General features: G+C 61.1%; 20 protein-coding genes. 7 read left to right on the plus strand and 13 right to left on the minus strand.

Annotated features, from left to right (window positions below; all coding sequences use genetic code 11):
- Positions 1 to 190: 190 nt before the first annotated feature.
- Genes BGE01nite_RS03875 through BGE01nite_RS03885 form a run of 3 tightly spaced genes read right to left on the minus strand, consistent with a single transcriptional unit; the run spans position 191 to position 3,717 of the window.
- Positions 191 to 886, minus strand: a complete 696-nt coding sequence (locus BGE01nite_RS03875; protein WP_146848952.1) for an RNA polymerase sigma factor — start codon at positions 884 to 886, stop codon at positions 191 to 193.
- A complete protein-coding gene (locus BGE01nite_RS03880; RefSeq protein WP_146848953.1) occupies positions 883 to 2,949 on the minus strand; it encodes a serine/threonine-protein kinase in 2,067 nt (688 codons plus the stop codon). The genes BGE01nite_RS03875 and BGE01nite_RS03880 overlap by 4 nt, the downstream gene beginning before the upstream one ends.
- Before the next feature lie 36 nt (positions 2,950 to 2,985).
- A complete protein-coding gene (locus BGE01nite_RS03885) occupies positions 2,986 to 3,717 on the minus strand; it encodes an NAD-dependent deacylase (RefSeq protein WP_146848954.1) in 732 nt (243 codons plus the stop codon).
- Positions 3,718 to 3,855: 138 nt separating this feature from the next.
- Here BGE01nite_RS03885 and BGE01nite_RS03890 point away from each other — a divergent pair, with 138 nt between their 5' ends.
- Together BGE01nite_RS03890 and BGE01nite_RS03895 are read left to right on the plus strand one after the other, a co-directional pair.
- Entirely contained in the window at positions 3,856 to 5,037 is a 1,182-nt protein-coding gene (locus BGE01nite_RS03890; protein WP_146848955.1) for a hypothetical protein, read from the plus strand.
- Positions 5,038 to 5,064: 27 nt separating this feature from the next.
- Positions 5,065 to 5,646: an RDD family protein gene (locus BGE01nite_RS03895; protein WP_146848956.1), complete on the plus strand. Its 582-nt coding sequence runs from the start codon at positions 5,065 to 5,067 to the stop codon at positions 5,644 to 5,646.
- Between the two features lie 28 nt (positions 5,647 to 5,674).
- Here the strand turns inward: BGE01nite_RS03895 and BGE01nite_RS03900 are convergent, their stop codons facing one another.
- The 5 genes from BGE01nite_RS03900 to BGE01nite_RS03920 form a co-directional block, all read right to left on the minus strand.
- Entirely contained in the window at positions 5,675 to 6,691 is a 1,017-nt protein-coding gene (locus BGE01nite_RS03900) for an SAM-dependent methyltransferase (protein ID WP_146848957.1), read from the minus strand.
- A 5-nt stretch (positions 6,692 to 6,696) separates the two neighbouring features.
- On the minus strand, positions 6,697 to 7,674 hold the full coding sequence (locus tag BGE01nite_RS03905) for an aminoglycoside phosphotransferase family protein (protein WP_146848958.1): 978 nt from the start codon (positions 7,672 to 7,674) through the stop codon (positions 6,697 to 6,699).
- 142 nt (positions 7,675 to 7,816) lie between these two features.
- Entirely contained in the window at positions 7,817 to 8,638 is an 822-nt protein-coding gene (locus BGE01nite_RS03910) for a metal ABC transporter permease (RefSeq protein ID WP_146848959.1), read from the minus strand.
- Positions 8,635 to 9,495, minus strand: a complete 861-nt coding sequence (locus BGE01nite_RS03915) for a metal ABC transporter permease (RefSeq protein ID WP_146848960.1) — start codon at positions 9,493 to 9,495, stop codon at positions 8,635 to 8,637. Before BGE01nite_RS03915 ends, BGE01nite_RS03910 begins: the two co-directional genes overlap by 4 nt.
- Entirely contained in the window at positions 9,492 to 10,388 is an 897-nt protein-coding gene (locus BGE01nite_RS03920) for a manganese/iron ABC transporter ATP-binding protein (protein ID WP_146848961.1), read from the minus strand. The genes BGE01nite_RS03915 and BGE01nite_RS03920 overlap by 4 nt, the downstream gene beginning before the upstream one ends.
- Positions 10,389 to 10,509: 121 nt before the next feature.
- Between BGE01nite_RS03920 and BGE01nite_RS03925 the strand changes: the two genes are divergently transcribed.
- Positions 10,510 to 11,202, plus strand: a complete 693-nt coding sequence (locus BGE01nite_RS03925; RefSeq protein WP_146848962.1) for a c-type cytochrome — start codon at positions 10,510 to 10,512, stop codon at positions 11,200 to 11,202.
- Between the two features lie 25 nt (positions 11,203 to 11,227).
- On the opposite strand, the gene BGE01nite_RS03930 is transcribed toward BGE01nite_RS03925, so the two are convergent.
- Both BGE01nite_RS03930 and BGE01nite_RS03935 read right to left on the minus strand, forming a co-directional pair.
- The gene (locus tag BGE01nite_RS03930; protein WP_146848963.1) at positions 11,228 to 12,268 is read right to left on the minus strand and encodes an aldo/keto reductase; all 1,041 of its coding nucleotides are present in this window, start codon (positions 12,266 to 12,268) and stop codon (positions 11,228 to 11,230) included.
- A gap of 166 nt (positions 12,269 to 12,434) precedes the next feature.
- Positions 12,435 to 13,604: a M29 family metallopeptidase gene (locus BGE01nite_RS03935; protein WP_246145661.1), complete on the minus strand. Its 1,170-nt coding sequence runs from the start codon at positions 13,602 to 13,604 to the stop codon at positions 12,435 to 12,437.
- A 133-nt stretch (positions 13,605 to 13,737) separates the two neighbouring features.
- On the opposite strand from BGE01nite_RS03935, the gene BGE01nite_RS03940 reads away from it, so the two are divergent.
- Together BGE01nite_RS03940 and BGE01nite_RS03945 are read left to right on the plus strand one after the other, a co-directional pair.
- Entirely contained in the window at positions 13,738 to 14,430 is a 693-nt protein-coding gene (locus tag BGE01nite_RS03940) for an SDR family oxidoreductase (protein WP_146848965.1), read from the plus strand.
- 228 nt (positions 14,431 to 14,658) lie between these two features.
- Complete coding sequence (locus tag BGE01nite_RS03945; protein ID WP_146848966.1) at positions 14,659 to 20,157, plus strand: beta strand repeat-containing protein; 5,499 nt, start codon at positions 14,659 to 14,661, stop codon at positions 20,155 to 20,157.
- A 101-nt stretch (positions 20,158 to 20,258) separates the two neighbouring features.
- Here BGE01nite_RS03945 and BGE01nite_RS03950 read toward each other — a convergent pair whose 3' ends face one another.
- Complete coding sequence (locus BGE01nite_RS03950; protein WP_170266573.1) at positions 20,259 to 21,146, minus strand: DMT family transporter; 888 nt, start codon at positions 21,144 to 21,146, stop codon at positions 20,259 to 20,261.
- Between the two features lie 287 nt (positions 21,147 to 21,433).
- Between BGE01nite_RS03950 and BGE01nite_RS03955 the strand changes: the two genes are divergently transcribed.
- Complete coding sequence (locus tag BGE01nite_RS03955; protein WP_146848968.1) at positions 21,434 to 21,976, plus strand: putative polyvalent protein kinase domain-containing protein; 543 nt, start codon at positions 21,434 to 21,436, stop codon at positions 21,974 to 21,976.
- A gap of 13 nt (positions 21,977 to 21,989) precedes the next feature.
- Here BGE01nite_RS03955 and BGE01nite_RS03960 read toward each other — a convergent pair whose 3' ends face one another.
- On the minus strand, positions 21,990 to 23,759 hold the full coding sequence (locus BGE01nite_RS03960; protein ID WP_146848969.1) for an Hsp70 family protein: 1,770 nt from the start codon (positions 23,757 to 23,759) through the stop codon (positions 21,990 to 21,992).
- Positions 23,760 to 23,943: 184 nt separating this feature from the next.
- Here BGE01nite_RS03960 and trpD point away from each other — a divergent pair, with 184 nt between their 5' ends.
- Complete coding sequence (trpD, locus tag BGE01nite_RS03965; RefSeq protein ID WP_146848970.1) at positions 23,944 to 24,984, plus strand: anthranilate phosphoribosyltransferase; 1,041 nt, start codon at positions 23,944 to 23,946, stop codon at positions 24,982 to 24,984.
- Here the strand turns inward: trpD and mtnA are convergent.
- Entirely contained in the window at positions 24,948 to 26,036 is a 1,089-nt protein-coding gene (mtnA, locus tag BGE01nite_RS03970) for an S-methyl-5-thioribose-1-phosphate isomerase (RefSeq protein ID WP_146848971.1), read from the minus strand. The genes trpD and mtnA overlap by 37 nt on opposite strands.
- Between the last annotated feature and the right edge of the window lie 171 nt (positions 26,037 to 26,207).

The raw sequence follows: 26,207 nt of genomic DNA on the forward strand, positions 1-26,207 counted from the left end.
CAACGCCCTGGTGGGGAATGGTGAGCAATGCCGCATGAGTCAGGTGGAGGCGGCATATCAACCTCGGGAGTCGAGTGTCGCACCTTCGGCGCTCTGGTTCGTTGATGAAAGGACAGCTTTATCTACCCTGGGCGTTGCCCAGGGCTGAGGAGTGTCGGGCCGTTGGCCCTTCAGATTCAAAACCTCTTCTTTAGTTCCAAATCGCCATCAAATGCCGCACCTCGGCCTGGAAGTCAGCTCCGGGGGCCAGGGTATCGGCGATTTGCTGTTCCAAAATGGTTCGCAACCTTTGCCGTAGCCGGGAAAGCTGCACACGGATGGCGGTTTCGGAGACGCCGAGGCTTGTGGCAGCTTGGGCCGTATCGCCATGGGAGGCTGTGCCTGCGAGCCAGGGTTTCAGGACTTCCCAGGCCTTGCTCTTGCCTGAGTTCCGAAGTTCGCCCTCAAGGGTTTCCAGGCCTTTGTTCAGCAGCGCGCAGGCCCAGGCACGGTCAAACTCCATATCGGGAGGATGTTGCTCTTCATCGACGAGTTCGAGCAGTCTGTCCTCCGCGCTCTCCGTCACAGCCTGGCCTCGTTTCTCGGCCTTCTGTGCGCGCTTATGGCTGGCCATGAAATGATGCGCAGCGGCGAAGAGATAGCTGCGAAATCTTCCCGAGCCCTCTGCTGCACCCGAGAGGCGGTTTCCTTGCAGGATGCGGGCAAAGAAGGCCTGGGTAATCTCGCGAGCGTCCTCGGCATTGCCCAACCAGCGATGCATCTGTGCTTCGATCGGCCGGTAGTAGATCTCGCAGAGCTCGGCGAGCGCGGCGCGGGCCTGGGGCGTGTCACCCTTCGCGGCCTGCACCAGGCTCCAGCGGGTGTTGAAACTGCTGGCGGAACTCATGACGGGCGCTGAAGGCGGAGGAGAATCTGCTGGAGGGCTTCCTTGTTCTCGGAGGACAAGGTCTCGCGCTTTGCCAGTTCCTGCAAAGCGGTGATGTGATCCTTGGTGGCATATCCACGCAGGATGTTCAGCCCGCCCTTCCACAGGTAGCCGTCACTGCGCAGGCCGAGAAGCTTGATCACCTCGCCTGCGAGGTAAGCCTGATCCTCAGGATCCGGCACCGTGCCGTTCATGCCCCAGAAGCAGCGGCCTGCGACATTCGTGGTATCTGGATGATAGGCCAGTTGCACCAGGCGCTTCACCGCGCCGCGCGACTTGTTCTGCACCACGCTCAGCGCGTGGTAGAAGGTGTTGTAACCCAGGGATGAGTTCCCCACATAGATGTCGCCATTGGCATCTTCATGCAGATGCGACCACTCGACGAGCCGGGCCTCGATCTCAGGAGAGACTTTGGAACCCCAGATGGCGCCGAGGACACGACGGCTGTCGATGCCATACATGCTGCCACCGTCCCGCTGGGCAGCCTCCATTCCGCGTTCCATGAGTTTCAGGGCAGGCGCGCCATTCGCTCCCGTGAAGTCACTTTTGAAAAGCTCTTTGTAGGCAAACATGAGGCTGCTGAGCTCCTCATCCGTGCAGAGCGTGGCAAGCTTGTCGAGCCGGGCGCGATCACTCTCCTCGAGACCGCAGCTGGTCAGGGCATCGATGGCGGCCTGACGGACATCGGGTGATTCGGACTCCAGAAGCCCGCGCAGCAATGGGCGAAAAGGTGCGTGATCGAAATCAATCTGATGCAGGCCGCTCAAGGCCCAGCAGGCGGCGCGCACGTTGGCTTCATCCTTGGACTGCAGCGCTTCGCGAATCTCTTGAAGCACTTTTTCCTGGCCGGCCTTGCTATCAGCCTTGGTGGCGCTGGCGATCCATGCGGAGCATTTGTCGCGGATGGGTTTGGCATCCGCATACTTCTTCTGGGTCGCTGCCTTCAGCTTTTCCGCCGGGGTCAAGACAGACACCTCAGCCGCCTTTGCCTTGCTCGATTTTTTCTGGACGGACCACGCGAAGCCCAAACCCAGCGACAGGAGCGCCGCCAGACCTGCGATGACCCAGCGAACGGGCACGGAGGCAAGTTGTTTGTTAGGCATCGGCCCCTTTTCGGCGGCCTCGAGATGGGTCTTGATCTCCTGCGCTGTTTGAAAGCGCTTCTCGCGGTGCTTTTCCAGGGTGCGCATGACCACGCCGTCCAGTCGTGCATCCACTCCGCTGGCCTCGCTTGGTGTGGGAAAGCGGCCGAGCGGCAGCTCGCCGGTGAGCATCTCGTAGAGCACCACGCCGAGGCTGTAGATGTCCGCGCGGTGATCCACGTCTCCTGGCTTCTCGACCTGCTCCGGCGCCATGTAGGCCAGGGTGCCGAGCTTGGTGCCGCTCTGAGTGAGGCTGAAGGGCAGCACGCCTTCATCACGCAGCTTGGCCAGACCGAAGTCGACGAGCTTCACGCGGCCCTCGGTATCAATGAGGATGTTTTCGGGTTTGATATCGCGGTGCAGCACATCGTGCTCATGAGCATAGTGCAGCGCATCACAAAGCTTGGGCACGATGGTCAGTGCCTCACGCGCAGTAAGCCCGCCCTGCTGCATGGCCTGACGAAGGTTCACGCCTTCCACATGCTCCATGAGCAGATAGGGCTGGGGCTTTTCCCCGAAGTCATAGACCTGCACGATGTGCGGATGACTGAGCCGCGCGAGTGCGCGTGCCTCGCGGCTGAAGCGCTCCAGCCATTCCGGATCTCCCGCGCGCTCGGCGGACAGCACTTTGAGAGCCACGGTGCGGTTCAGATGAGGCTGCTGCGCGCGATACACCTTTCCCATGCCTCCCTGGCCGATCATCTCCTCAATCACGAGCTGGGGAAAAGCTGCGCTCAGTTGCTGAAGCTCGAGCTCCGGAGCCGCCGGAGGAGTGGCCGAGGCATCTTGAAAGGTGTTTTGCAGCAGGCAGGAAGGGCAGATGCCTCCGGGGGCTTCGGCGGGCAGCGGTTTGCCGCAAGTCTGGCAGGTGGGTGCATTCATGGCTGCCTGGTCATGCGCATCGAGCGGGAAGGTGTTTCACACTTTTCCTGAGGAAAGCTCGGCCAGCAGTTCATCCACGAGCTTTGGCACCTCCACCGTGGCCGGGCCATGACGCTGCTCGGTGAAGTTGTCACTGATGCTGGTGGGCTCGAGATTCACCTCAATCATGCGCTGGCAGCCGTAGTCGGCGGCGAGACGGGCAAAACCCGCGGCCGGATACACGACACCGCTGGTGCCGATGCAAAGGAAGACATTCACCGTCTGCAAAGCACGCATGATCTCATCGATGTAATACGGCATCTCGGTGAACCAGACGATGTCAGGGCGGAGTTTGCCTGTCTTCGCGCATTCGGGGCAGGCGGTGGTGGTCTCGAGACTATCCTCCCAGGGAAGCACGGCGCGGCACCAGAGGCACCGAACCTTTTTCAGCTCGCCATGCATGTGCAGGAGTTTTTGGGCACCGGCGCGCTCATTGAGGTCATCCACGTTTTGAGTGACGTGCAGAAAGGCGCCCGGCCATTCGCGCTCCAGCTTCACCAGGGCTTCATGAGCCGCATTCGGAAGCACCGTTTTCAAGCCGGCACGGCGCAGGTTGTAGAAGCGATGCACCAGCTGTGGCTGATGCTTGAAGGCTTCGGGGGTGGCGACCTCCTCGATGCGGTGCCCTTCCCACAAACCATCCGCGCCACGAAAGGTGGCCACGCCGGATTCCGCCGAAAGGCCGGCACCGGAAAGCACCACAAGGCTGGGAGGAATGAGGCCTGGCATGATGCATTCATGCCAGATCTCCCGGGCCTTGTCTGCTTCATTCGTGATAGGCGAATTTGAGAATGAAGTGATTTAGGCCGGAATGCACCCGTTGACGCATCGTCTGCTTCATCGGTACTGCGGGTGTTCGTTCACGCCATGAAGACTCTCCCGTTCTGCTGGTTCCGTATCACCGCGCTTTTGATGCTGGCGGCCGGGCTAACCAATTGTCGATTGCCGCCCGAGATGGCGCCGCAGGGGGCTGGAGGCACTACGGTGCTGCGTGCGCAGTCCACGAATGGCGGCAGTCTCTATGCAGGTGCCTGGCAGCTGGGACTCTCCTCGCAGTCCTCCTCCATCAATGGTGTGGCGCGCATGTTTGCGGGCTTGGATGATTCGGCATCGCCCTACCATCAGCAGCAGATGGGGGCGCTGTGGTCCCGGCACGACTACGCGCGCGGGCAGCGGGTGCGGGCCTGGGCATCGCGCGAGATCGGGGACCTTCAGGGGCATCGCGCGCTGTTTTATCCCTTCAGCGGACCAGACTATTTGTTCGCGCATGAGCTGTTCCCGCAGGCGGAGACCTACATCCTCTGCGGTCTTGAGCCGGCGGAGCCGCTGCCTGATCTGCAAAGCCTGTCTCAAGGGGAGATCGCCTCCGGCCTGAACAGCCTGCGCACAGCGCTGAGCAGTGTCATGCAGACGGGTTACTTCATCACCACAGACATGCGCCGTGACCTGCAGGCGAGCCGTTTTCGCGGGGTGCTGCCGGTGCTGCTGACCTTTCTCGCCCGCACGGGAGCCACGGTGGACAGCGTGGACATTGTGCGCATCGACGGCACCGGGAATGTGGTGCTGTCCAGTGCCTCCAGCGGTTCCGCTCCCGGGCTGATGATCCGCTTCCACAATGGCCTGACCGGCTGGAAAAGGCTGTTCTACTTTCGTCAGGATCTCTCCAATAGCGGCACACGGCCGAACGGCCCCTTCCTGACCTTTGTGGCCAAGCATGGTTATCCACCAGCCTTGGTGAAGAGCGCCTCCTACCTCATGCATCAGGACAGCTTCTCGACGATCCGCGACTACCTCGTCCACCGCACCAGCGGTTTGGTGCAGGATCCTTCCGGCGTGCCCTGGCGTGCGCTTGCCCGCGCGCCTCTGAGCATCTCCCTTTATGGGAACTACCGGGGCACGCTCAGCATCTTCTCCCAGCAGCAGCCGGATCTGATGAGAGCCTACCTGAGCGGAGTGTATCCCGTGCAGCCGGTGGACTTTGGTTTCGGCTATCTGGGGAATGCCGAGCGCACGAGCATCATCGTGACGAGACCGCAGCGGAAAGATTGAGCTTGTGGTGTCGACCACAGGACTGGCATGCTGAAGCCCATGGGAAACGAGTCCCAGACCAGCCTTCCACCGCCGGAAGATTCCAATCCCTATGCTCCACCGAAGACCTTGGTGAGGGAGGCCGTTGCGGCGCGGGTGGACATGGAGCTCTTTGCTCCGGCAGGCAAAGGAAAGCGGTTCTTGAATTACCTCATTGATCACGTGGGCGTCATTGTGTTTGGGTTGGGCGTCGGCGCGGTGATAGGTTTCCTCGAAGGCCTGGGATGGAACACCGGTGTGGATCTGCTGGCTGAGGACAACCGACTGACTGACTGGGTCCTGAGCGCGGTGCTGATGCTGATCTACTACCCCTTTTTTGAAACTTTGTTCGGCAGGACTCCAGGCAAGTGGATCACCGGAACCAAGGTGGTGAAGCCGGACGGCTCGAAACCTGGGTTTGGGACAATCCTGGGACGCACGCTGTCGAGGTTGGTGCCCTTTGAGCCCTTTTCATTTTTAGGCAGCGGTGACTCCGGCTGGCATGATCAGTGGTCGGGCACGGTGACCGTGGATCTGCGAAACCCGCAGCAGCACAGGCTGTCTCCCGCGCTGCGCAAAATCTATCGCTGATGGAAGAATCGCGCTTTCGTTGCGCCTTTCAGGCAGATGCCGAACCAAAAGCGCAGACTTCGTTTTTGTTCGCGCAGAGGCGGGTGAGGCGGAAGTCGGAACAGAGGGGCGGGACCTCGCCCTTGAGCTGGTCGAGCAGCGCGTATTCATCCGCACCCTTGAATTTGATGGTGACGATGAAACGGCGCATCTGGCGCTCACGCAACCATTCGAGCAGCAGATCAATGCTGCGCTGAGGCGCGGCGATGATATCGCAAATGAGCCAGTCGACAGGCTGCTCAGGCTTGAACTTGAAGGCATCAACCTGAAGAAAGTGCAGCTTCGGATGACGCATGAGGTCGTCACGCAAAGGTGAGCGATCCACGGCGATGGCATGAGCGCCGCGCTGGATGGCCACATAGGTCCAGCTTCCTGGAGCGGCGCCGAGATCCACGCAGGTCTGGTCACGCTCGATGCGCTGGCCTAACCGAAGTTCTGACTCGATGACCTTGGCAAAGGCACGCGAAGGCGCGGCTTTATCCTCCGCATGAGGGATCTCGCCTGCGATGAAGTCCGAGACGATGGCACGCAGTTCGTGGCGCTGGTCTGCTTTCGTGAGAGAGACGAAGCCCGCATCAGGCGCGGTGAGCGCGGCTTGCAGCAGGGCTGTGCTGGCATCCAGAGAGCTGCGCTCCTGCTTCAAGCGCACACGACGGCGCTTCTTCAGACGCTCGGTGAAGGCGGTGTGGATGAGCTCGCAACGGTGATAACCGGCACGGCCTTCGCCATACTGCGGCCAGAGATGCAGATGCCAGGGATCATCATCGCCGAGGTTGATCAGCAGGGCCTCGATCAACGCATCTGCCCAACCATTGATGGAGGCCGCGGTGACTTCATGAGCCTCAGGCAAGGTCTGGCGTGCGAAGGCGAGCAGCGGTGGTGCTGGCAGGATGTCCGCGAGCACGAAGGCGTGACGCCCATCCCGTGAAACCTGCGCACCGGCGCGTGTCAGCTCGTCCGCGAGGTAGTCCGCGCAACCTTCAGCAGGCAGGAAGGCATGCATCATCAGGCTCAGGTGAAAAGCGGCAGCAGCGGAGCGAGGTCCTCGGCCTCTTCACAGACCGTGGTGAGATTACGCACACCGGCGGGGATGTGCTGCTCGAAGTGCGTCTTGCCCTGGTTGCGATACAGATTTGCATAAGCGCCGAGAGCCTGCATGAGACGCTGTGCGGCGCAGAGGAAGAAGACTTCTCGCAGTTCCGGAAGATTCAGGCCGCGCAGCTCAGCATAGAAGCTGAGCAGGTCATGACGCTCGCTGCGGCTGAGCACCACATAGGGATCAAAGAGAAGGGAAGCGAGGTCATACTCGGCAAGTCCAGGACGCAGACCCTGGTAGTCCACGAGCCAGGCTTCACCACTGCGCATGATGACGTTTTGACTCTGGAAGTCACGATGTACAAGGCAGCGGGGCAGCTCGGAGAGACGCTTGCGCAGCTTTGCGAGAGCAACAGTAGCCTCGCTGTCTTCATCGACCTCGCGGCTGAGGTGACCGCGCACAAAATGCTCGATGAAGTAGTTCTGCTCCCACTCGTACATGCCTTCACTGAAGGCAGGCTCCATGCCGTTGATGTCAGCGAGGCTGAGCTTGTCCGCCGTGACATCGTGAATCTTGGCGGCTTCACGCAGCGTGGCTTCATAGAGCGGGCGGCGCTGGTCCCAGGGATCATCACGATGCGCATGCAGGTCATCGCGCCCCAGATCCTGGAGCCAGACGAAGAGGCGCTGCTCATCAAAAGCGTAGATGGCCGGCACATTCACGCCAAGGGCGGCGAGGCGGCGGGTGGCGGGGACGAACTTGGGATTGTCCCGGCGTGCCAGGGTGTAGACCATGAGCACCATCGGCGGGTGCTTTTCACCAGCCCACTCGAAACGGTAATAGTGGCGGTCGGAGCCGCCTTTGAGAATGGCCTCCACACAGCAGTCCACGCCCTCCAACTGAGGGAACTGGCGGCGGGTGATGATGAGCAAGGCTTCGTGTTCGGGGGGCATGGGCAGGTAGCCGGGAGAGGCGTAGGCTATGACCGCAGAAGGGCCGGAGGCAAGGGCGGATTCATGTCAGAATCAGCTTGGCTCGCAGGGGGGGATTCTGGGAGATATCGCGGTGAAACCCCATTGGAATGGGGTTGTATGTTCAGACCGAGAATCGGCTGCGCCTGCGCTGGTGCCAGAGGAAGGCGGCGGCGAAGAGGAGGGCCTGGGCAAGGACAATGCAGGCACCAGTGGCGCCATTGACGAAAAAGCTGACGTAGACGCCCAGGCAGCTCGCGATCACGGAGGAGGCGGTGGCGAGGATGAGCATGCGGTCGAAACGGTCCGTCAGCAGGCGGGCGGTGCAGCCGGGGGTGACGAGCATGGCCACGACGAGGATGATGCCCACGGCCTGCATGGAGGCGACGATGGTGCCGCTGAGCAGGGCCAGGAGCACGTAGTGCAGCATGGTCGTGTTCAGGCCGATGGCGCGGGCATGCGCGGTATCGAAGCAGAAGAGCATCAGGTCCTTCCGCATGGCGAGGACGATGCCCAATGTGACGACGGCTGCGATGACGGTCTGGATGAGGTCATCACGCTCGATGCCGAGGATGTTTCCAAAGAGGATGTGGCTGAGATGCGCATCCGTTTCCACCTTGGTGAAAAGCACGAGACCAAAGGCGAACATGCCGGTGAAGACGATGCCCATGACGGTGTCCTCCTTGATGCGGGTGCTGGCCTTGATCCAGCCGGTGGCGGTGGCGCAGAGCAGGCCTGCGGCGAAGGCCCCCACAGGCAGCGGGATGCCGACGAGATAGGCCACGACCACGCCTGGCAGCACCGCGTGAGAGATGGCATCGCCCATGAGCGACCAGCCTTTCAGCACGAGGTAGCAGGAGAACACCGCGCACACGGTTCCCACCAGGGCGCTGACCATCAGCGCCTCAGTCATGAAGGAATAGCGGAGGGGGTCGAGCCAGTTCATGACGTCTGGGGAAGAGCGGCGAGCCGGCGCTGACGGCGCGTGTTGAGCAGGCCGTGCTTTGGCGCAAAGACAAGCGCGACGAGGAAGACGAAGGTCTGCAGCACCACGATGCAGCCGCCCGTGCTGCCATTGATGTAGTAGCTGATGTAGGCGCCGATCAATCCGCAGGCCGCGCCGGTGATGGTGGCGATGACGAGCATCTTGCCAAAGCGATCTGTCAGCAGATAGGCGGTGGCGCCGGGAGTGACGAGCATGGCCACGACGAGACAGGCGCCGACGGTTTGCAGGGCAGCCACGGCCGTGGCGGCGAGCAGGGAGAGCAGCAGGAGATGCAGGAAGCCCGTGTTCAGACCGAGGCTGCGCGCGTGGACCTCATCAAAGCAATACAGGAGCAGGTCACGCCACTTCATCACCAGCACCAGGATGGACACACCGGAGATGATGAGCACCTGCAGGATGTCCGGATCACTGATGGCGAGGATGTTGCCGAAGATGATGGTGCGGAGATTCAGATTGCTCGGATAGAGGGAGAGCAGCAGCAGCCCGAGCGCGAACCAACTGGTGAACACAATGCCGATCACGGCATCTTCACGCAGGCCGGATTTCTTCTTCAACCAGCCCATGGTCAGCGCCGCCATGACACCCGCGATGAAAGCACCGACGGAGAAGGGCAGTCCCACCAGCCATGCCAGTGACACACCCGGCACCACGGCATGGGAAAGCGCATCTCCCATGAGTGACCAGCCTTTCAGTGTGATGAAGCAGGAGAGGAAGGCGCAGACGCCGCCGATGAGGCCGCTCACCAGGATGGCTTTCACCATGTAGGCGTATTCGAAAGGGATGAGGAGGTCGGTCATTCCCCAGCCTCCTTCTGCCGCTTCTCGACGAGATCTTCGCGGCCCTGACGGTCCTTGTATTCGAGGTGACCACCTTTGCCGAAGACGAGCGGGCGCTCATCATCCGTGACGAGTTTGACGGTCTTGCCATCGTGATCCTGGATGGTGCTCTGCTCGAAATGGAACTGGCGCAGCACACCGCCGAAGGCACGGTTGAGATTGTCCTCGGTGAAGACTTCCTCCAGCGGGCCTGCGGCCAGCACGGTGCGGTTCACGAGCACCACGTGGTCACAGAACTCCGGCACGCTGCCGAGATTGTGTGTGGAAACGAGGATGATGCGGCCTTCATCACGCAGGGAGCGCAGCAGGGCGATGATGGCTTCCTCCGTGGTCACATCCACGCCGGTGAAGGGTTCATCGAGCAGGATGATCTGGCCGTTCTGGGCCAGGGCTCGGGCCAGGAAGACGCGCTTCTTTTGTCCGCCGGAAAGCTCGCCGATCTGGCGGTCTCTGAAATCAGTCATGCCCACGCGGGCAAGGCTTTCATTCACGATGCGCTTGTCTTCAGCACTGGCGATGCGGAGGAAGTTCATGTGGCCGTAGCGGCCCATCATCACCACGTCCCAGACGCTGACGGGGAAGGTCCAGTCCACTTCCTCACTCTGCGGCACGTAGGCCACGAGCTTGAGCTTGCGCGCCTGCTCCACCGTGTTTCCGGCGATGCTGATGGTGCCCGCGACGGGCTTCACAAAGCCCATCAGGGACTTGAAGAGCGTGCTTTTGCCGCTGCCATTGATCCCCACGAGAGCGGCGATGACTCCCTGATGCAAATGAAACGATGCGTCGCGCAAGGCGGTGTGGCCGTTCGGGTAGGCAACGGTGACATTCGCGACATCAATGGACAGGGAGGGCATCGAAGCCCACCAAAGGCGAGGAAAAGCCTGAGGGGAAGGGCAAATCTACGCTTGTCCTTTAGTGCGCGGCTCTTGTTCTGCCGCCAAAGACCGCGAGATTGGCGCGTTGAAACCAGGCTCCGTGCGTCTCCAATCCGTTTTCCTTCTGCTCGCCCTTCTGGCCCAGCCCGTCATCGCTGACGAGCAGGGGACGATCTTGTTTAAAAACGTCTGCGCGAACTGCCATGGCGAAAAAGGGGAGGGCAAGATCGAGGTGAAGTCGCCCTCCATCGCCAATGAGCCGGCTTGGTATGTGAAGACGCAGCTCCAGAATTTTCACGATGGCAAGCGCGGCTTTAACACGGCGGCAGACCCGCAGGGAGCGCTGATGGCCTCCATCGCCAAGGTGCTGACGTCTGAGCAGATTGAGGCGGTGGCGAAGCATGTGGAAAGCCTGGCTCTGGTGCCGCCGAAGGAGCGCGAGATCGCCGGAGCGGACGTGCAGCGCGGACAGCAGCTTTTTTACGAGCGCTGCATGGAGTGCCATCGCTACAACGCCAGCGGTGAGATGCTCTTTGGCAGCCCGCCGCTCGTGGGCAGGCAGGGCTGGTATCTGGTGGCGCAGTTGAAAAAATTCAAGGGGCTGCATCGCGGCTCGATGAAGGGCGATGAGAAGGGCGCCAAGATGGTGAACATGGCCACGCTCTTCATCGAGGACGAACAAATGATGAAGAATGTGGTGGGGTATATTTTGACGCTGAATCCGCCGGTGGAGGAATCTGGGCAGAAAGTAGCGGATGAGCTGTTTCAGCCGAAGGCGGAGGCCGGGAAGTAGTCTGCGAGTCCTCTCGCGGACTACGTCAGAGGCGGCGCAGGCCGTCTTCGGTCATGGGATTCGGGATGGCTTCGTCGATCTCGTTGATGCGGGCGAGGGTGTCTTCGGTGAGGATGAGGTCGGCGGCTTTCAGGCTCTCTTCAAACTGCGCGACGGTGGTGGCACCGACGATGGTGGAGGCCACGAAGTCGTGCTGACGACTCCAGGCGAGTGCGAGCGCGGTGACGCTGACGCCAAGGCTGGCGGCGATCGTTTGCAGACGGGCGGTGGTCTCGAGTGTGCGCTCATTCACGAAGCGGTTGGCCATGCGTTTCTGGCGCGGGCCGCCGTTCTGGATGTAGTCGGTGAAACGTGCACCTTTGGGCAATGCGCCACCGTTGTATTTGCCGGTGAGCACGCCGCCGCCGAGCGGTGAGTAAGGCAGAAGGCTGACGTTTTCTTTGCGGCAGACCTGCGCGAGCTCGTTTTCGCAGCGGCGGTTGATGAGGGAGAAATTATTCTGCACGGAGGCCATGCGGGCCAGGCCATGCTTCTCGGCTTCCCAGAGGTTTTTCATCACGCCCCAGCTCGTTTCGTTGCTGCTCCCCCAGGCGCGGATCTTGCCTTGATGGATGAGGTCGGTGAGCGCGCCGAGTGTCTCCGCCTGCTCCATGCCGTGATCAGGCCAGTGAGTCTGGTAGAGGTCGATGTAATCCGTCTGCAGACGACGGAGGCTGTCTTCACAGGCTTGGAAGATCTGCTTCCTGTCAAGAGCAGTGAAGCCGCCGCGGATGGGTGGGCGGAACCAGCCATGACCCGGACCGGTGACCTTGCTGGCGATGATGAGCTCACCCCGTGTGCGGCCTTTGAGCCACTTGCCGACGATCTGCTCTGTCACGCCAAAGAGCTCGGCGCTTGGCGGCACAGGATACATCTCGGCGGTGTCGAAGAAGTCGATGCCTGCCTCGATGGCGCGGTCCATGATGGCAAAAGAAGTCTTCTCATCAGACTGAAGACCAAAGGTCATCGTGCCCATGCAGATGTCCGTGACGACGATGCCAGTGCGGCCGAGGCGGTTGCGTTTCATGCGCGGAGAATGGCGAGTTGGGCGTGGGGAGACAAAGGAAAAGTAGAGGCCGTCGCAGACTCAGGCTTAGATTTTGGTAGAAAAATTAAGGGTAGAAAGATTTCCAGAAAATCTTTCTACCCTTGAATCTTTTGGCCTAACTAAAGATAGGTTGTGATGTATAAACTCACTTGGCAGCGAGGGCGTCGAGGAGGTATTTGGCGGGCTGGAAGTGCTCGATGAGGATCTCTTTCTGGGTGCCGCGGGTCATGCGGACCTGCTTGATGTCAAAGTTCGGTGTCTTGTGTGGCGCGAAGAGGATGTCATCATGCGTGGCGTTTTGATGCCGCTTGAACTGGGCTGGCGTGATGTGACCGCCGAGATGGTCATCGCGACCAGTGGCGAGATGGCAGGTGCCGAGCACCTTTTCATCCTGGATGTCAGAGCCAGAGACGGGCAGCACCTGGGTGCCGAAGCCGAGCTCACCGAGCACGCCCGTCATGGGGTCATCCAGCAGACGAGCATTGTGAGTGTCGATCGTGGCCTGATTGCCCTCGATGAGCTCACTCTTGATGATGCGGCCTTCGGTGACGGTGAGTTTGCCGAGCGTGCCGTCTTCATACTTCATGGGGAAGAAACCTTCCGCGCTGGTGGGAACGAAGTAGACCTCACCGGCAGGCAGGTTCGCCACATCTGGAGTCGTTCCACGACAGAGGCCGTGAGACTTCTGCGCCTCCTGGCCGCTGAGCTCAAGCTTCGCGGTGAGCACTTCACCATTCTCGAGACCGAAATCAATCTCCACGGAGTCGGCCTTGGTCATCGCGAGACGGAGCTTTTCAGCATCGCGGCTGACTTCATCATAGTCGACGGCGAGACCGCTGTTGAGGATGATCTCATTCACGCCATGCAGCGTGGCCCCGCGGAAGCCGTACTGCTTCGCAAAAGCGGTCAGCGGAGCGGTGGCGGAGAAGGTGGTGATGGCCAGGATGATGTCGTAGTTCGGATAAATGTCCTTCTCGAGGCTGAGGCGCTTGCCCTCCATGTCCACACACTCATCTGGCAGGTCCAGATTGCTGCCGCCGGTCTGCACATAGGCATACATTTCGCCGCCTTTGAGGGCGAGCTCGTCCATCACCCCATTCTTCAGGCCTTCATAGAAATACTGGCGGGCACGCTGCTGGATGGCACGGGCCGGATTGTTCAGGAAAGCCAGGCCCTTGGCCTCGCTCAGATCAGGAAGATCGATGAGGATGCAAATCTTACAGCCAAAGGTGGGCTGAAAAACGGTATGTAGCAGACGATAGAGATCGAATTTCGGGAACTGGCGGCTGTCGGCCGAGGACTGAACGGTGGTCATGGGAGCACTCATCATAATCGGGGGTGGTTGGTTTTGGGTAGCGGGATTTACGACCACGAATGAAAAGCCGGGCGCTTTTCTTTTCTCGAATCTGGGCCATCGAAGGGCACGTTCCTGTTGCCTAATAAAAACCATGACACCTTCTAAAATCGTCCTCATCACTGGCTGCACACGTGGTCTCGGCCGCGCCATGGTCTCTGAGTTCACTTCCCGTGGCTGGACGGTGGCTGGTTGTGGCCGTGATGCCGCACTGATCGCCGCCTTGCAGGCTGAGCATGCCGCCCCCAATTATTTCGGGACCTGTGATGTGCGTGATGATGCCCAGGTGGCTGCCTTTGGTGAAAAGGTGGTCAAGCATTGCGGTGTGCCGGACTTGGTGCTGAACAATGCGGCGATTGTGAACAAGAATGCCCCGGCATGGCAGGTGAGCGCCGAGGAGTTTGACCGTGTGATCGACATCAACATCAAAGGGCCGGCGAATGTGATGCGGCATCTGCTGCCGGTGATGCTGAAGCGCGGCAGTGGTGTGATGGTGAATTTCTCCTCGGGCTGGGGACGCTGCACGGCACCTGAAGTGGCGCCTTACTGCGCAACCAAATATGCTATCGAGGGTCTTTCCCAGGCGGCTGCGCAAGAGACAGGTGGCAAGGTGGCGATCATCCCGCTCAATCCAGGGATCATCGATACCGACATGCTGCGCAGTTGCTTTGGCGCTGAAGCGGCGGGCTTTCCGGATGCCACGGCGTGGGCGAAGCGAGCGGTGCCCTTTCTGATCAAGCTCGACCCAAAGGACAACGGGCAGCCACTGAGCGTGCCTGGCATGTAGACCGATGAGAAAGTAAACGCTCAAGTGATACAAAAGCGCTCAGCAGCGATGCTGAGGCGGCTTTGAAGTGATCGTGGCTCAAGGCTGGCATGGCTTGTGCATACACAGGAGGTCACATCGCCCCATCTGTTGAGCCTTGCGTGCTGGAAACCGTGACCTTTGCCCTCGTGGCGGAGGATTTCAGTGCCTGAGGACCACCTCTCGACGGACACGACTTGCCCCCCAATCATGTCCTCGAACTGCCTCATCGCGGCCGCGTGCCGTCGCGCCCTGATCCATCGCCTCGTTTTCGCCTCATGCCTGACGCTCTCCGCGCCGTTGCTGCATGCCCAGCTCGTCTGGGATGCAAACAACACGGGTGCCGGCCAGTTGAACGGGTCAGGACAGTGGTTTGGGACTAACCAATGGTATAACGGATCCAGCAACGTGAGCTGGGACAACAGCGGTTCCGTGATCGCGCAGATGGGTGCCACCACGCCCTCGGCCCTGGTGAGCCCGAACACGGTGACCATCACCAGCAACACCGCAAATGTCGGAGGCATGGTCTTCATGCCCTTCACCGCATCGCCACTCACCTCGGGGCAGCAGTACACCATCGCAGGCTCCTCAGGCACGCTGAACTTTGCGGCAAACTCCACTGTCACCGTGGGAGATCTGACCAGCACGGGCAGCAATTTCATCACCTTCGCCAGCAGCCTGGTGGTGACGGGAAACGGCCTCACCTTTCAAAAGGCGGCCGGCAGCACGGCGCAGCAATTCATGCGCTTTGACATGGTGGCCAACCCCGGGCTGACAGGCACGTTGACGCTCAAAGGCACCGGAGGCGGCCTCTTCTTCCGCAGTGGGGCTCCCGGCACTTTTGCAGCGATGTCGAATATCGTGGTGGAGACGGACAGTTGTTTTTCGCTGGTCACGGCGGGCACTTACAACATTCCCATGAGCATCGCGGGCACGGGCGGCGGCGGCCAGTATGGAGCTCTGCGCGTGGACACGAGCGGAATCACCATCGCGAATGCCATCACGCTGACGGCGGACGCCGGGATCCAGACAAACACAGGTGGGGTGACGAACACTGTCATCTCGGGTGTGGTCAGCGGTGGTTTCGGCTTCACACGCTTCGCCACGGGAAGCGGCCAGGGGACGCTGAGTTTTCAAGCGGCGAACACTTACACAGGCACGACCACCCTGGGCCGCGCCGGAGCCTTCGCGGGTGGCGTGACCATCCTCGACTTCAGCGCGGCGGGCGCTCCGACGGATAACATTCTTTACAATGGGGCGGGCACGGCAGCCGCACTGAACATGATCGGTGGCAACAACTCCTCCACCGTGCTGCAGCTCACGGGCAAGGCGGGCGCCACGAACACGCAGAGCTTTGGCAACCTGACGCTGAACCAGTCCTCCACCACCACGAATGGCACAGCGGTCATCAGCCTGACCTCAGGTGCGGGAGGCCAGATGAATCTGAACCTGGGCACGATCACACGCACGGGCACGATGACCACGCTAGCCTTTGTGGCACCTGCCTCTGGCACGATTTCCACCACACAGGCGGATGGGTTTCTAGGACCTTGGGCGACTTACAAAACGGCAGCTGGAGCGATGACCTGGGCGCGTGTGACTTCCGGTGTGGTGGGTGCCTTCAGCTCTGATCTGATGCACGCGACGGGCACGACGATTTCCACCCACGCTGGATACTCGGCGGCGAGTTACCTGGAAGTCGCGGATGGTTCGACGGGCAATGTGACCGTGGCTGCGGGCACCACGAACCTGGCCACGCTGACCATGAACGATCAAGGGTATGATCGAACCGTGGATCTGGCCGGACAGACGCTGAGGCTGGGCTCCACCGGCACGACCTCAGTCGGCGGTGTGCTGATGACTTCTGACTCACGCAACCTCACGATCGGGGTTCCAGGATCCGCGGGCACGCTGACCTCGGGCGGGCCTGGCAACAGCACGGCGGGACAGCTATTCCTCACGAATGGTTCCAACAGTTCCACGATGACGGTGAACTCGGTGATCGCGAATAATGGAACGGGTGCGGTGACGCTTTTCATCAATGGTAACACGGGTTCCAAAGTGGCGCTGAGCGGCATAAACACGTATACCGGCGGCACGCAGGTTCTGTCTGGCAGCGTGGAGATTAAGAATGCCGCAGCTTTTGGGACGACTGGGACCGTGGTGGTGATGGAAGGCGCCGCGGTTCAGCTTGGTGGTGGCATTGTGGCGAATCGTGCGATCAGCCTGGCTGGCAGCGGGGTATCAAACACGGGTGCGATCCGCAATATCGCGGGGAACAACAGCTGGACGAACACCATCACCGCCCTCGCGCCAGTGCGCTTTCATTCCGATGCGGGCACGCTGACACTGAGTCACAGCACCAGCGCGGCAACCAACATTGTGACCGGCACGCAGAACCTGATTTTCAGCGGCAGCGGCAACATCGTGCTCGGCAGCCGGCTGAACACCAGCAGCGGCACGGTGACGAAGGAAGGCACGGGCATGCTGACGGTGAGCGGTGATGGCGGCACGGCACTGACGGGCGCCACGACGATCAATGGGGGCATCGTGCGCATGACCAGCGGGAATGGTCTGGGCAGCACCTCTCTCATCACGGTGAATGATGTGACCACGGGAGCTGCACTGGAGTTGAGCGGCGGCATCACGGTGGCGAATGCGGTGACCTTTAACGGCAGCGGCATCAATGGGGTGAACAGTCTCAACGGTTCGGGCGCGATCCGAAACATCTCCGGCAACAACACGCTCAGTGGAATTGTCGGCATTGGTCTGGATACGGCGGGGCCGCGTGTTTCCGCGGATGCGGACACTACTCTGACGCTGAGCGGCACGATCCGCAGCGCAGCCACTGCCTCGGGCACTCGCACGGGCTTGTTTGGCGGAGCAGGCACCATCAACGTGACGGGCGTGATCACCAACGGCACCACGGCGGGGACCTTCATCACGGGCATTGCGAAAATCGAGAGCGGCACGCTGAACCTCCGCACGGCCAGCACCTTCACACCGAACACCACTGCGCCGACGGCCAGCCTGGTGAACGTGCGCGGTGGCACGCTGAACCTGGACTATGCGAGCGCCTCGGTCTCCAACGGACTCATCCTGGGAACGAACAACCTGACCATGGGCGGTGGCACGCTTTCCCAAGGCGGCAGCAGCCTGGGCGGTGGCACGCTGCTGATCAGCGGCAAGGCTGGAACAGCGAACGTACAGAACTTTGCCAGCACCACACTGGCGGCTGGACGCAGCGCCATCACCGCGACATCTGGCGCAGGTGGCTCGGTGAATCTCGCGCTGGGCCCGATCACACGGGCTGCCAGTTCTGGAAGCGCGTTGGTGCTTACATTGCCAGCGACGGGCAGCATCACGACGACGTCGCTCAATACCAATAGCATCCTCAATGGTGGCATGACAGTGGGGCAGACGACCTGGGCCACCTCCGCGGCCACGCAGAGCGCCAATGTGGCCTGGGCGGACACGGGCGACACCATCACGCTGGCGGGGTATTCCAACGGCCAGCAGGTCAGCTTCAGCGGCACCGCACCTGCGGGACTCACGGCGGGTGTCGGCTACTATGTAGTGAATGCCACGGGCAGTAATTTTCAGCTCGCTGCGACGGAAGGCGGGACGGCGATTGCCCTCACTAACAATGGAACAACCGGCACCATGAACACAGCGGGCGCCATCACGGGCCTGCTGGATGGCAGCTACAGCACGACCTTTGCCGCCAATACGAATGTGGATGTGGCAGGGGGCGCGGTGAGCCAGGGGGTTATCACCACCAACTCCGTGCGCTTCAATGCCACCGGCGGAACCACGCTGAGCCTGAGCGGCAACCTGACCAACACAAGCGGTGGCATCCTGGTCACCTCGAATGTCACGGGTGATGTGATGATCCAGAGCAACACCGGCACAATCCGCACCCTCTCCAGCAGCACGCTGGCGGACTTCACGGTGCATCATCATGGGACGGGCACCTTGACCATTGCCCCGACTGTGACGCTGTCCAATGCGACGGCCTTTACCAAGACAGGCGCAGGCACGATGAACTTTGCGGGCACCGTTTCCACGACCAGCGTGCAGATCCGTGCCACGGAAGGTGCGCTGAACTTTGTGGGATCGAATCCATTCAATGGAAGCGCGGATCCGACGCTCTTTTTTGGTTCGGCCACGACGAGCACGAAGATCTCCTTTGGAAACGGGGCCACAGCGGGTGCGGAGTCATTCGCAGGCTTGTATGTGCTCGGCCGGGGGAACTCGCTGGTGGGTGGTGGCAGCGGTCTCTACACCATCGGGCTGCAGAGCGGCCTGACCACGGATCTGCGTGAGTTGATGATCGGCGGCGCGGGCACGAATGAGAACAACCTGAGTTTCGAAGCATACTCCGGCGGCACCACGCTGATGGGCGGGAACAACACGTATGCAGGCCGCACGAACCTCGGACGTGCCACGATCGAGGCGACTGTGCTCGCCAATGCAGGAGTGGCGAGTTCCATCGGCACGGGCACGCTTTCACCGGACATTGTGATGCATGACACGAGCTCCACCGCGGTCGTGGTGTCCACACTGCGTTATGTGGGCTCGACGGATGCGGCGACGGATCGTGCGATCAAGCTCTTCACTGATGGTGTGACGATGCCGAGCCTGACCGGTGTGGTGGAGAACAACGGCACCGGCTCACTGAAGTTCACCTCGGCCTTCAAGGTGGAAGGCAACACGACCCTTGCGCGCACGCTCCGGCTCAGTGGCACGAACACCGGCGCGAATGAGATGGTAAGCATCGGCGAGACGGGCACCAGTGTGGTCAGTCTGGACAAGGCAGGCACAGGGAACTGGGCCCTCACGGGCAACAGCACCTACACGGGCGGCACCACAGTGAGCAATGGCACGCTTCAACTCGGCAATGGTGGTTCGGCGGGGAATGTGGGGTCAGGCGGCATCGCCATCAGCAGCGGGGCGATTTTGAAAACGAACCGCAGTGACACGCTGATGATCTCGCAGAACATTACGGGCGCGGGCAGCGTGGTGGTCGCGAATCCGACTGGAGGCACTACGCAGCTCAGTTCGAATCTCAACACTTACAGCGGTGGCACGACGGTGAGCAGCGGTGTGCTCATGGTCACGAATGCGAGCGGCTCTGCGACTGGGAGCGGCAGCGTGATGGTGATGACGGGGGCAACTCTCGCTGGCAGCGGGCGCATCGCGCCGGCTTTGGATAACTCTGTCATGGTCATCGGCACCTTGAGTGTCGGAGCACTGCCGAGCACGGCCACGGCGATGGACATCCTCACGGGTGGCACGGGGGCGCTGGTGATCGATGGCAGTGGTGAGCTGGCCTTTGATCTCATCAGCGGAGCGGGACTGGGCGACAACACTGGGATCGCCGCGAGCGCGGATCTGCTGCGTATCGGCGGAACGATGACGCTGAATGCCGGCGCGAGGCTAACCATCAGTGGTGGCAGCATGAGCGGATGGGCGGCGGGTGATCAATGGAAGTTGATCGACTGGAGCACTCTCACCGGCAGCACGACGACCACGTTCAGCGAACTCAGCCTGCCAGAACTCAGCGGCGGGCTGACGTGGGATATGTCGCAGTTTTACACGCTGGGCACCATCTCGATCACGGTGGTGCCGGAGCCTTCACGGGCGCTGTTGCTGGCTGCGGGAGCTCTATGCTTGCTGGGACGGCGTCGCCGGAACTCGGCACGGTAAGTTATGTTCGAACTCGTTCGTGAATCGGGACACAACCCCATTGGAATGGGGTTGTACGTCCAGGGCGTGGAAGTCCATTGAGTTTGAGAAGGCACCCGAGGCTAAATGACGACCATCACAATGGCGCTGAGCATCATGGCCGCGCCGATCATGCGCCAGCGCAGCACGGAGGCGCCGAGGTGCTGCTCCTGATTGGCAAACCAGTGGCCGATCATCCAGACGAGCACCACACTCAGCAGACCGCGCGAGGCGTAGACAATGTTTGACGAGGTGGCTTTTCCATACACCGCGAGGGTGCCGACAAAAATGATGCTCTGCACACTGAGCAGGGCCGCGCCGCTGGTGAGCCATTTCCAGGCCTGCTTTGGCACCTGGCTCAGAGGCGCGGAGAAGCGGAAGATGAGGCCGAAGGAAAGGATGGCATTGATCCAGAAGATGCAGGGCAGCAGGCGGCCCGCGCCCCAGGTGGGTCCCCACATCTGCACCAGCACGTCAAAGATGGCGAAGGCGATGGCGCCGATGCCGCCGGAGACGAAGGTGATGAGCAGACCTCGTGGAGTCTTGCCGGCGTCCTTGCGGTTCAGGCAAGTGATGCCCGCCACACTCAGCAGCGCGGCGGCCCAGAGCTTCATGCCCACGGCTTCCTTGGCCAGGATGGGGGTGAGGAAAGCGACGATGACGACTTTCAATCCAAACACCGGCACAGCCACAGATACGTCCCCTTTTTCCAGGGCGAGGAATTGGGCGATCTGGCCGACGAAGAGGCACAGGGCGATCACGCCCGGCTGCCAGAGCAGCTCGCGCTCCACCTCCGGTCCGCCCAGGAGCCAGAGGAAGGAGAACAGGCCCGCCGCGATGAGATTCACCACAAAGGTGGTGCGCCAGAGGCCGACCCCCAGGCTGCTCGAGCGCTTCAACACCAGCGCCGCGAAGGCGTAGACGAGGGCGGCAATGGAGGGGTAGAGGACGGTGGCGGTTGAGGGGGGCACCCCGCTGCCTAGCATGGTCACCCGAGCTGCACAAGGAGAGCAAAATACGCATGGGGAGGCTGGGGATACCAAATGATGCTGCTTTGACAGGAGGTGGCGTTTGCCGCATTATTACATGCATTGAACCCCACCCCTCCAGTTCCGAGCCCGACGCCCCCGTTGAGAGCGACCGCAATCTCGGCGGTTCGCAAGAGCTTCTCCGATGCGCGGCGCAGAGCCTTGCAAACGCAGGGGCAAGTCACCATGCAGGAGGTGCGGGCGAATCAATTGACGATGAAATCAGTGCCTTGAGCAACTTTGCCAATGGTGTGAGTATCTGGATGAAGGCTGAGGCGGTTCGTGAGATGCTTGAGGCAAATCCGATGAAGGGTGGCAAGGAACATCGTGTCGCGTTTTTGGTGGATCAAAAGCGGGTGTTCAAAGTGGCAGATGCTCGCCGGCTCGCCACCGAGTCAATTTTCGACTACCTGACTGATCTGGTGCTTTCGAACCACTACTTTGACGATGACATCCAGCTTGAAGGCTTCTGTCAGGAAGGAGACAGGCTTCTGGTTATCACAACCCAGCCCTACATCAGTGGAATTCATCCTGATTGGACTGAACTTCGAGCGGGTCTGGCTCGTCACAAATTGTGTGATCCGGCTCCGAGATCTTTTGGAGGCAACTTCATTTTTGACGATGGAGTGCTAGGAGAGGTGGATGTCTTTGATCTGCACCCTAACAATGTCATTCAAGATAAGAATGGATGGCTGAATCCGATCGATGCCCATTTTTACTTTCACGACCGAGAAGCGAGAATTGCTGCACTAAGCAAGCTTGATCTAATGTAAGCGGATGGGTGTGTCACACCAAGCCGCGCCTAACCAATGACTCTTCCATGGCGCGTTCGACGAGGCGGACGGCGAGTTCCTGGGTGGCGTCGTCGAGGGACTGGTTGGCGGACTTGAGGGCGCGGGCGTCGTGGTCGGGGGAGTGGAGGAGGGCTTTGACCTGGGCGGCGGCGGCTTCGATGGTGGCGCGCTCTTCAGCGCTGACGGCATCGCCGAACTGCTCCAGCGCGGCTTCGACGGCGGGGAGGAGCTCTTCGGCCTTCATCCGGGCTTCGGTCCAGACGCGCTCGTTCATGTCCTCGAAGGCATGCTCGACACTTTCGGCGATCATCTGCTCCACGCGCTCGTCATCGACATCGACGGCGGTGTTTTGGATCTCGAGGAGGGTGTCGGTATTGGTGGCGGTGTCACGGGCCAGCACCTGCAGGATGCCGTTGGCATCGATGGCGAACTGCACGCCGACTCTGGCGCTGCCTTTGGGACCTGGAGGGAAGGGGACGACGACTCGGCCTAACTCCCAGTTGTCCTTCGCGAGCTCGCGCTCGCCCTGCAGCACGCGGATGAGCATGTCCTGCTGGTTCGCGACGGCGTTCGTGAACATCTCGCCGGCCTTGCAGGGGATGGTGGTGTTGCGCGGGATGATGATGTTCATCAGGCCGCCAAAGGTTTCGATGCCAAGTGAGAGTGGAGTGACGTCCAGCAGCAGCACGTTTTTCAGCGAGCCGCTGAGAATGCCTGCCTGGATCACGGCACCGAGGGCCACGGCTTCATCGGGATTTTGCGAAACATCTGGTTCGCGTCCGAAGACCTCGGCGACATAACGGCGCACGAGCGGGATCCGTGTACTGCCGCCGACGAGGATGACCGCATCAAGCTCTTCCGGCTTCACGCCAGCATCACTCAAGGCGCGCAGGCAGTGAGCGCGTGTGCGCTCGATGAGTGGACGGATGAGTTTTTCAAATTCAGCGCGGGTGAGCTCAACGCTGAGGCTGTTTTTGCCATCGTAGAAGGGCAGCTCGATGCGGGTACTTTCCTCGGTGGAGAGGCGCTTCTTCGCGGCTTCGGCGGCAGGTGTGGCCTGGCCTTCGAGAGAGGCGAGAGGGATCTCTGCGGGGCCGTTTTGGGCGAGCCAGTTGACGATTGCGCGGTCGATGTCATCACCGCCGAGCTGGGTGTCGCCTGCGGTGCTCAGCACTTGGAAGACGCCATCACGCATCTCGAGCACGCTGATGTCAAAGGTGCCGCCGCCGAGGTCATAGACGGCGATTTTTTGGTGCTCGTCCAGCTTGTCCAAACCATAGGCGAGGGCTGCGGCGGTGGGCTCGCTAACGATGCGCTCGACCGTGAGTCCGGCGAGCTCACCGGCCTGCTTCGTGGCATTGCGCTGCGCATCATTGAAGTAAGCGGGCACGGTGATCACCGCGCGATCGACGCTTTGCTCCAGCGCTCGCTCGGCGATGGCTTTGAGGCGCTTCAGGATCTCGGCGGAGACCTGGATGGGAGAGGTGCCGAGCTCGCGCAGATTGTAGGCGGGCTGCCAGTCGCCCTCTCCGGAGCGACGGCCGATGAGGCGCTTCACGCTGGTGACGGTGCGCTTGGGCTCCAAGGCACGCTTTCTCAAGGCGGCGCTACCGATGATGAGGCTGCCATCCGGGGCGTAGTTCACGGCGGAAGGCGTGAGGCGGCTGCCCTCTTCATCCGCGAGCAGAATGGGAAAGCCACTGTCCACCACGCCTACGAGGGAGTTGGTGGTGCCGAGATCGATGCCGAGGATGGGGGACATGGGGAATGACGAAATCCGAATGAACGAATGACGAAGTTGGAGAGGCGAACCTGTGGGTGGGAGTCGGCCACTCGTCATTTAGATTCAGCTCATTTTCCTGCGATAGTGAGCTGTGGTGGCTCCCGTGACAGGAAGTTCGGTAGTAGGATATTGCCAAACGGTCCTGATGCCCCAAAGTGAGGCCATGCAGCTTCTCATCAAAACTCTTCAGGACGGCCAGGCACTCAATGAACGTGAAGTGCGGGAGGCTGCTGCCTTCCTGGTGGACGAGCATGAGTCTGACGAGACGAAGGCCAGCCTGCTGCGTGCTCTGGCGCGTAAGGGCGAGTCGCCGGCGGAGATCGCCAGTTTTGTGCAGGAGTTCCTGAAACTGGCCATCGATCCAGGGCTGGACCGCGCGAAGCTGCCGGGCCCGATGCTGGATGTGGTGGGCACGGGCGGTGACAAGCTGCACCTCTTCAACATCTCCACGACGGCGATGTTCATCCTGGCTGCCGGCGGTGTGTGCGTGACGAAGCATGGCAACCGTGGTGTGACGAGCAAGGCCGGTGGCGCTGACGTGCTGGAGGCGCTGGGCATCCGCATTGATCTGCCGACGGACCGCGTGGCGCGTGGCATGGAGGAGATCGGGCTCGGTTTCTTTTTCGCGCCGCTGTATCATCCCGCCTTTAAAGCCGTGGCGGGAGCACGCAAGATGCTGGCCGCTGAGGGGCAGCGCAGCATTTTCAATTTACTGGGACCCTTGCTGAACCCGGCGCGGCCGGACTTCCAGCTTATCGGGGTCTTTGATCCCTCGCTGACACGCACGTTTGGAGAGATCCTGCTCACGCTGGGCCGCAAGGGTGCCTGGGTGGTGCATGGCACGGTGAAAAACGGCGGCGGGATGGACGAGCTGTCCTCCCTCGGGCCTAACCAGATTTGCCAATTGAAGGATGGCAAGCTCTCCAGTGACTTGCTGGATCCGGCGAAGGATCTCGGTTTCGCTCCGGCGAAGATCGAAGACCTGGTGGGTGGTGATGCGAGTCAGAATGCGGCAACGATTGAAAACGTGCTGAGCGGTCGCGACAAGGGACCGAAGCGTGACATCGCGGTGCTGAATGCAGCGGCGGGGTTTGTGATCACAGGCGTGACGCCGAGCTTGGCGGAAGGCAGGGCGCTGGCGGAGTCGATGATCGATCGCGGGGCAGCTCACGCGAAGATCGAGGCGCTGCGCGACTGGTGCTGATTCGTGTTCGTGGTGATGCCACGTTCGGTGATCCAGCCTGTGATCAAGCGGGCTGGGGTGACATCGAAGCCGTAGTTCACGGCGCGTGATCCTTCGGGCACGATGCGCACGGTTTGCACGGAGCCGTCCGAGGCGATGCCTTCGAGATGCGTGACTTCATCGCCGCCGCGCTGCTCGATGGGGATCTCCTTCACGCCATCTCCCAAGGTGAGATCGAGCGTGGAGGTGGGCAGTGCGATGTAGAAGGGGACGCCGTTGTCCTTCGCGGCGAGGGCTTTCAGGTAGGTGCCGATCTTATTCGCGGCATCGCCATGGCTGGTCACGCGGTCCGCGCCAGTGATGACCAGATCCACAAGGCCGTGCTGCATGAGGTGACCGCCGGTGTTGTCTGCGATGATGGTGTGTGGCACACCCTGCTGGCCGAGCTCCCAGGCGGTGAGGCGCGCGCCTTGACTCCGCGGGCGTGTTTCATCCACCCAGACATGCACGGGGATGCCTGCGGCATGGGCCGCGTAGATGGGGGAGGTGGCGGAGCCGTGATCCACAAAGGCCAGCCAGCCGGCATTGCAGTGGGTGAGGATGTTCACCACTTGGCCGGGTTTCCGCGCGGCGATCTCCTGGATGATGGCCAGACCATGCTGGCCGATGGCGGCGCACATGGCGGCATCTTCATCGGCGATGCGCTGGGCTTCTGCGCGGGCAGTTCGGATGCGGTTGGGGAAGCCTGCCTCGCGAATGGCGGTGAGCTGACGGTTCACGGCCCAGCTCAGGTTCACGGCGGTGGGGCGGGTTTCGATGAGAGACCTAGCCAGCCTAGCCAAATGTGCTTCATCGGTGGACTCACGGGCGGCGAGGGCCATGCCAAACCCGGCGGTGGCACCGATAAGGCCAGCACCGCGCACGGCCATGTCCTGGATGGCGTGGGCTACCTCGGCCACCGTGCGGAGATCCAGGAGATCGAAGCTCCAGGGCAGGCGGCGTTGGTCGATGATGCGCACGGTGGCGTCATCGGGCATCCAGATGGTTCGATAGGACTGGCCGGAAACAAGCATGGCTGATTGTGGCCGCGATCAGGCATCCGCCCAGATGATTTTGGCATCCATTTCGTCGTTACGATTAAAATGTCATAGTGGCATTTTATGATGAGCCTTGAACGTCTCATCAAGTGCCAATTATACACAATACTTTACGCTTTGGGAGCTTTTGCTTGGAATTATAACATT

This window comes from Prosthecobacter gellanilyticus, from assembly GCF_007992435.1.
In the GTDB taxonomy this organism is placed as follows: Bacteria; Verrucomicrobiota; Verrucomicrobiia; order Verrucomicrobiales; family Verrucomicrobiaceae; genus Prosthecobacter; species Prosthecobacter gellanilyticus.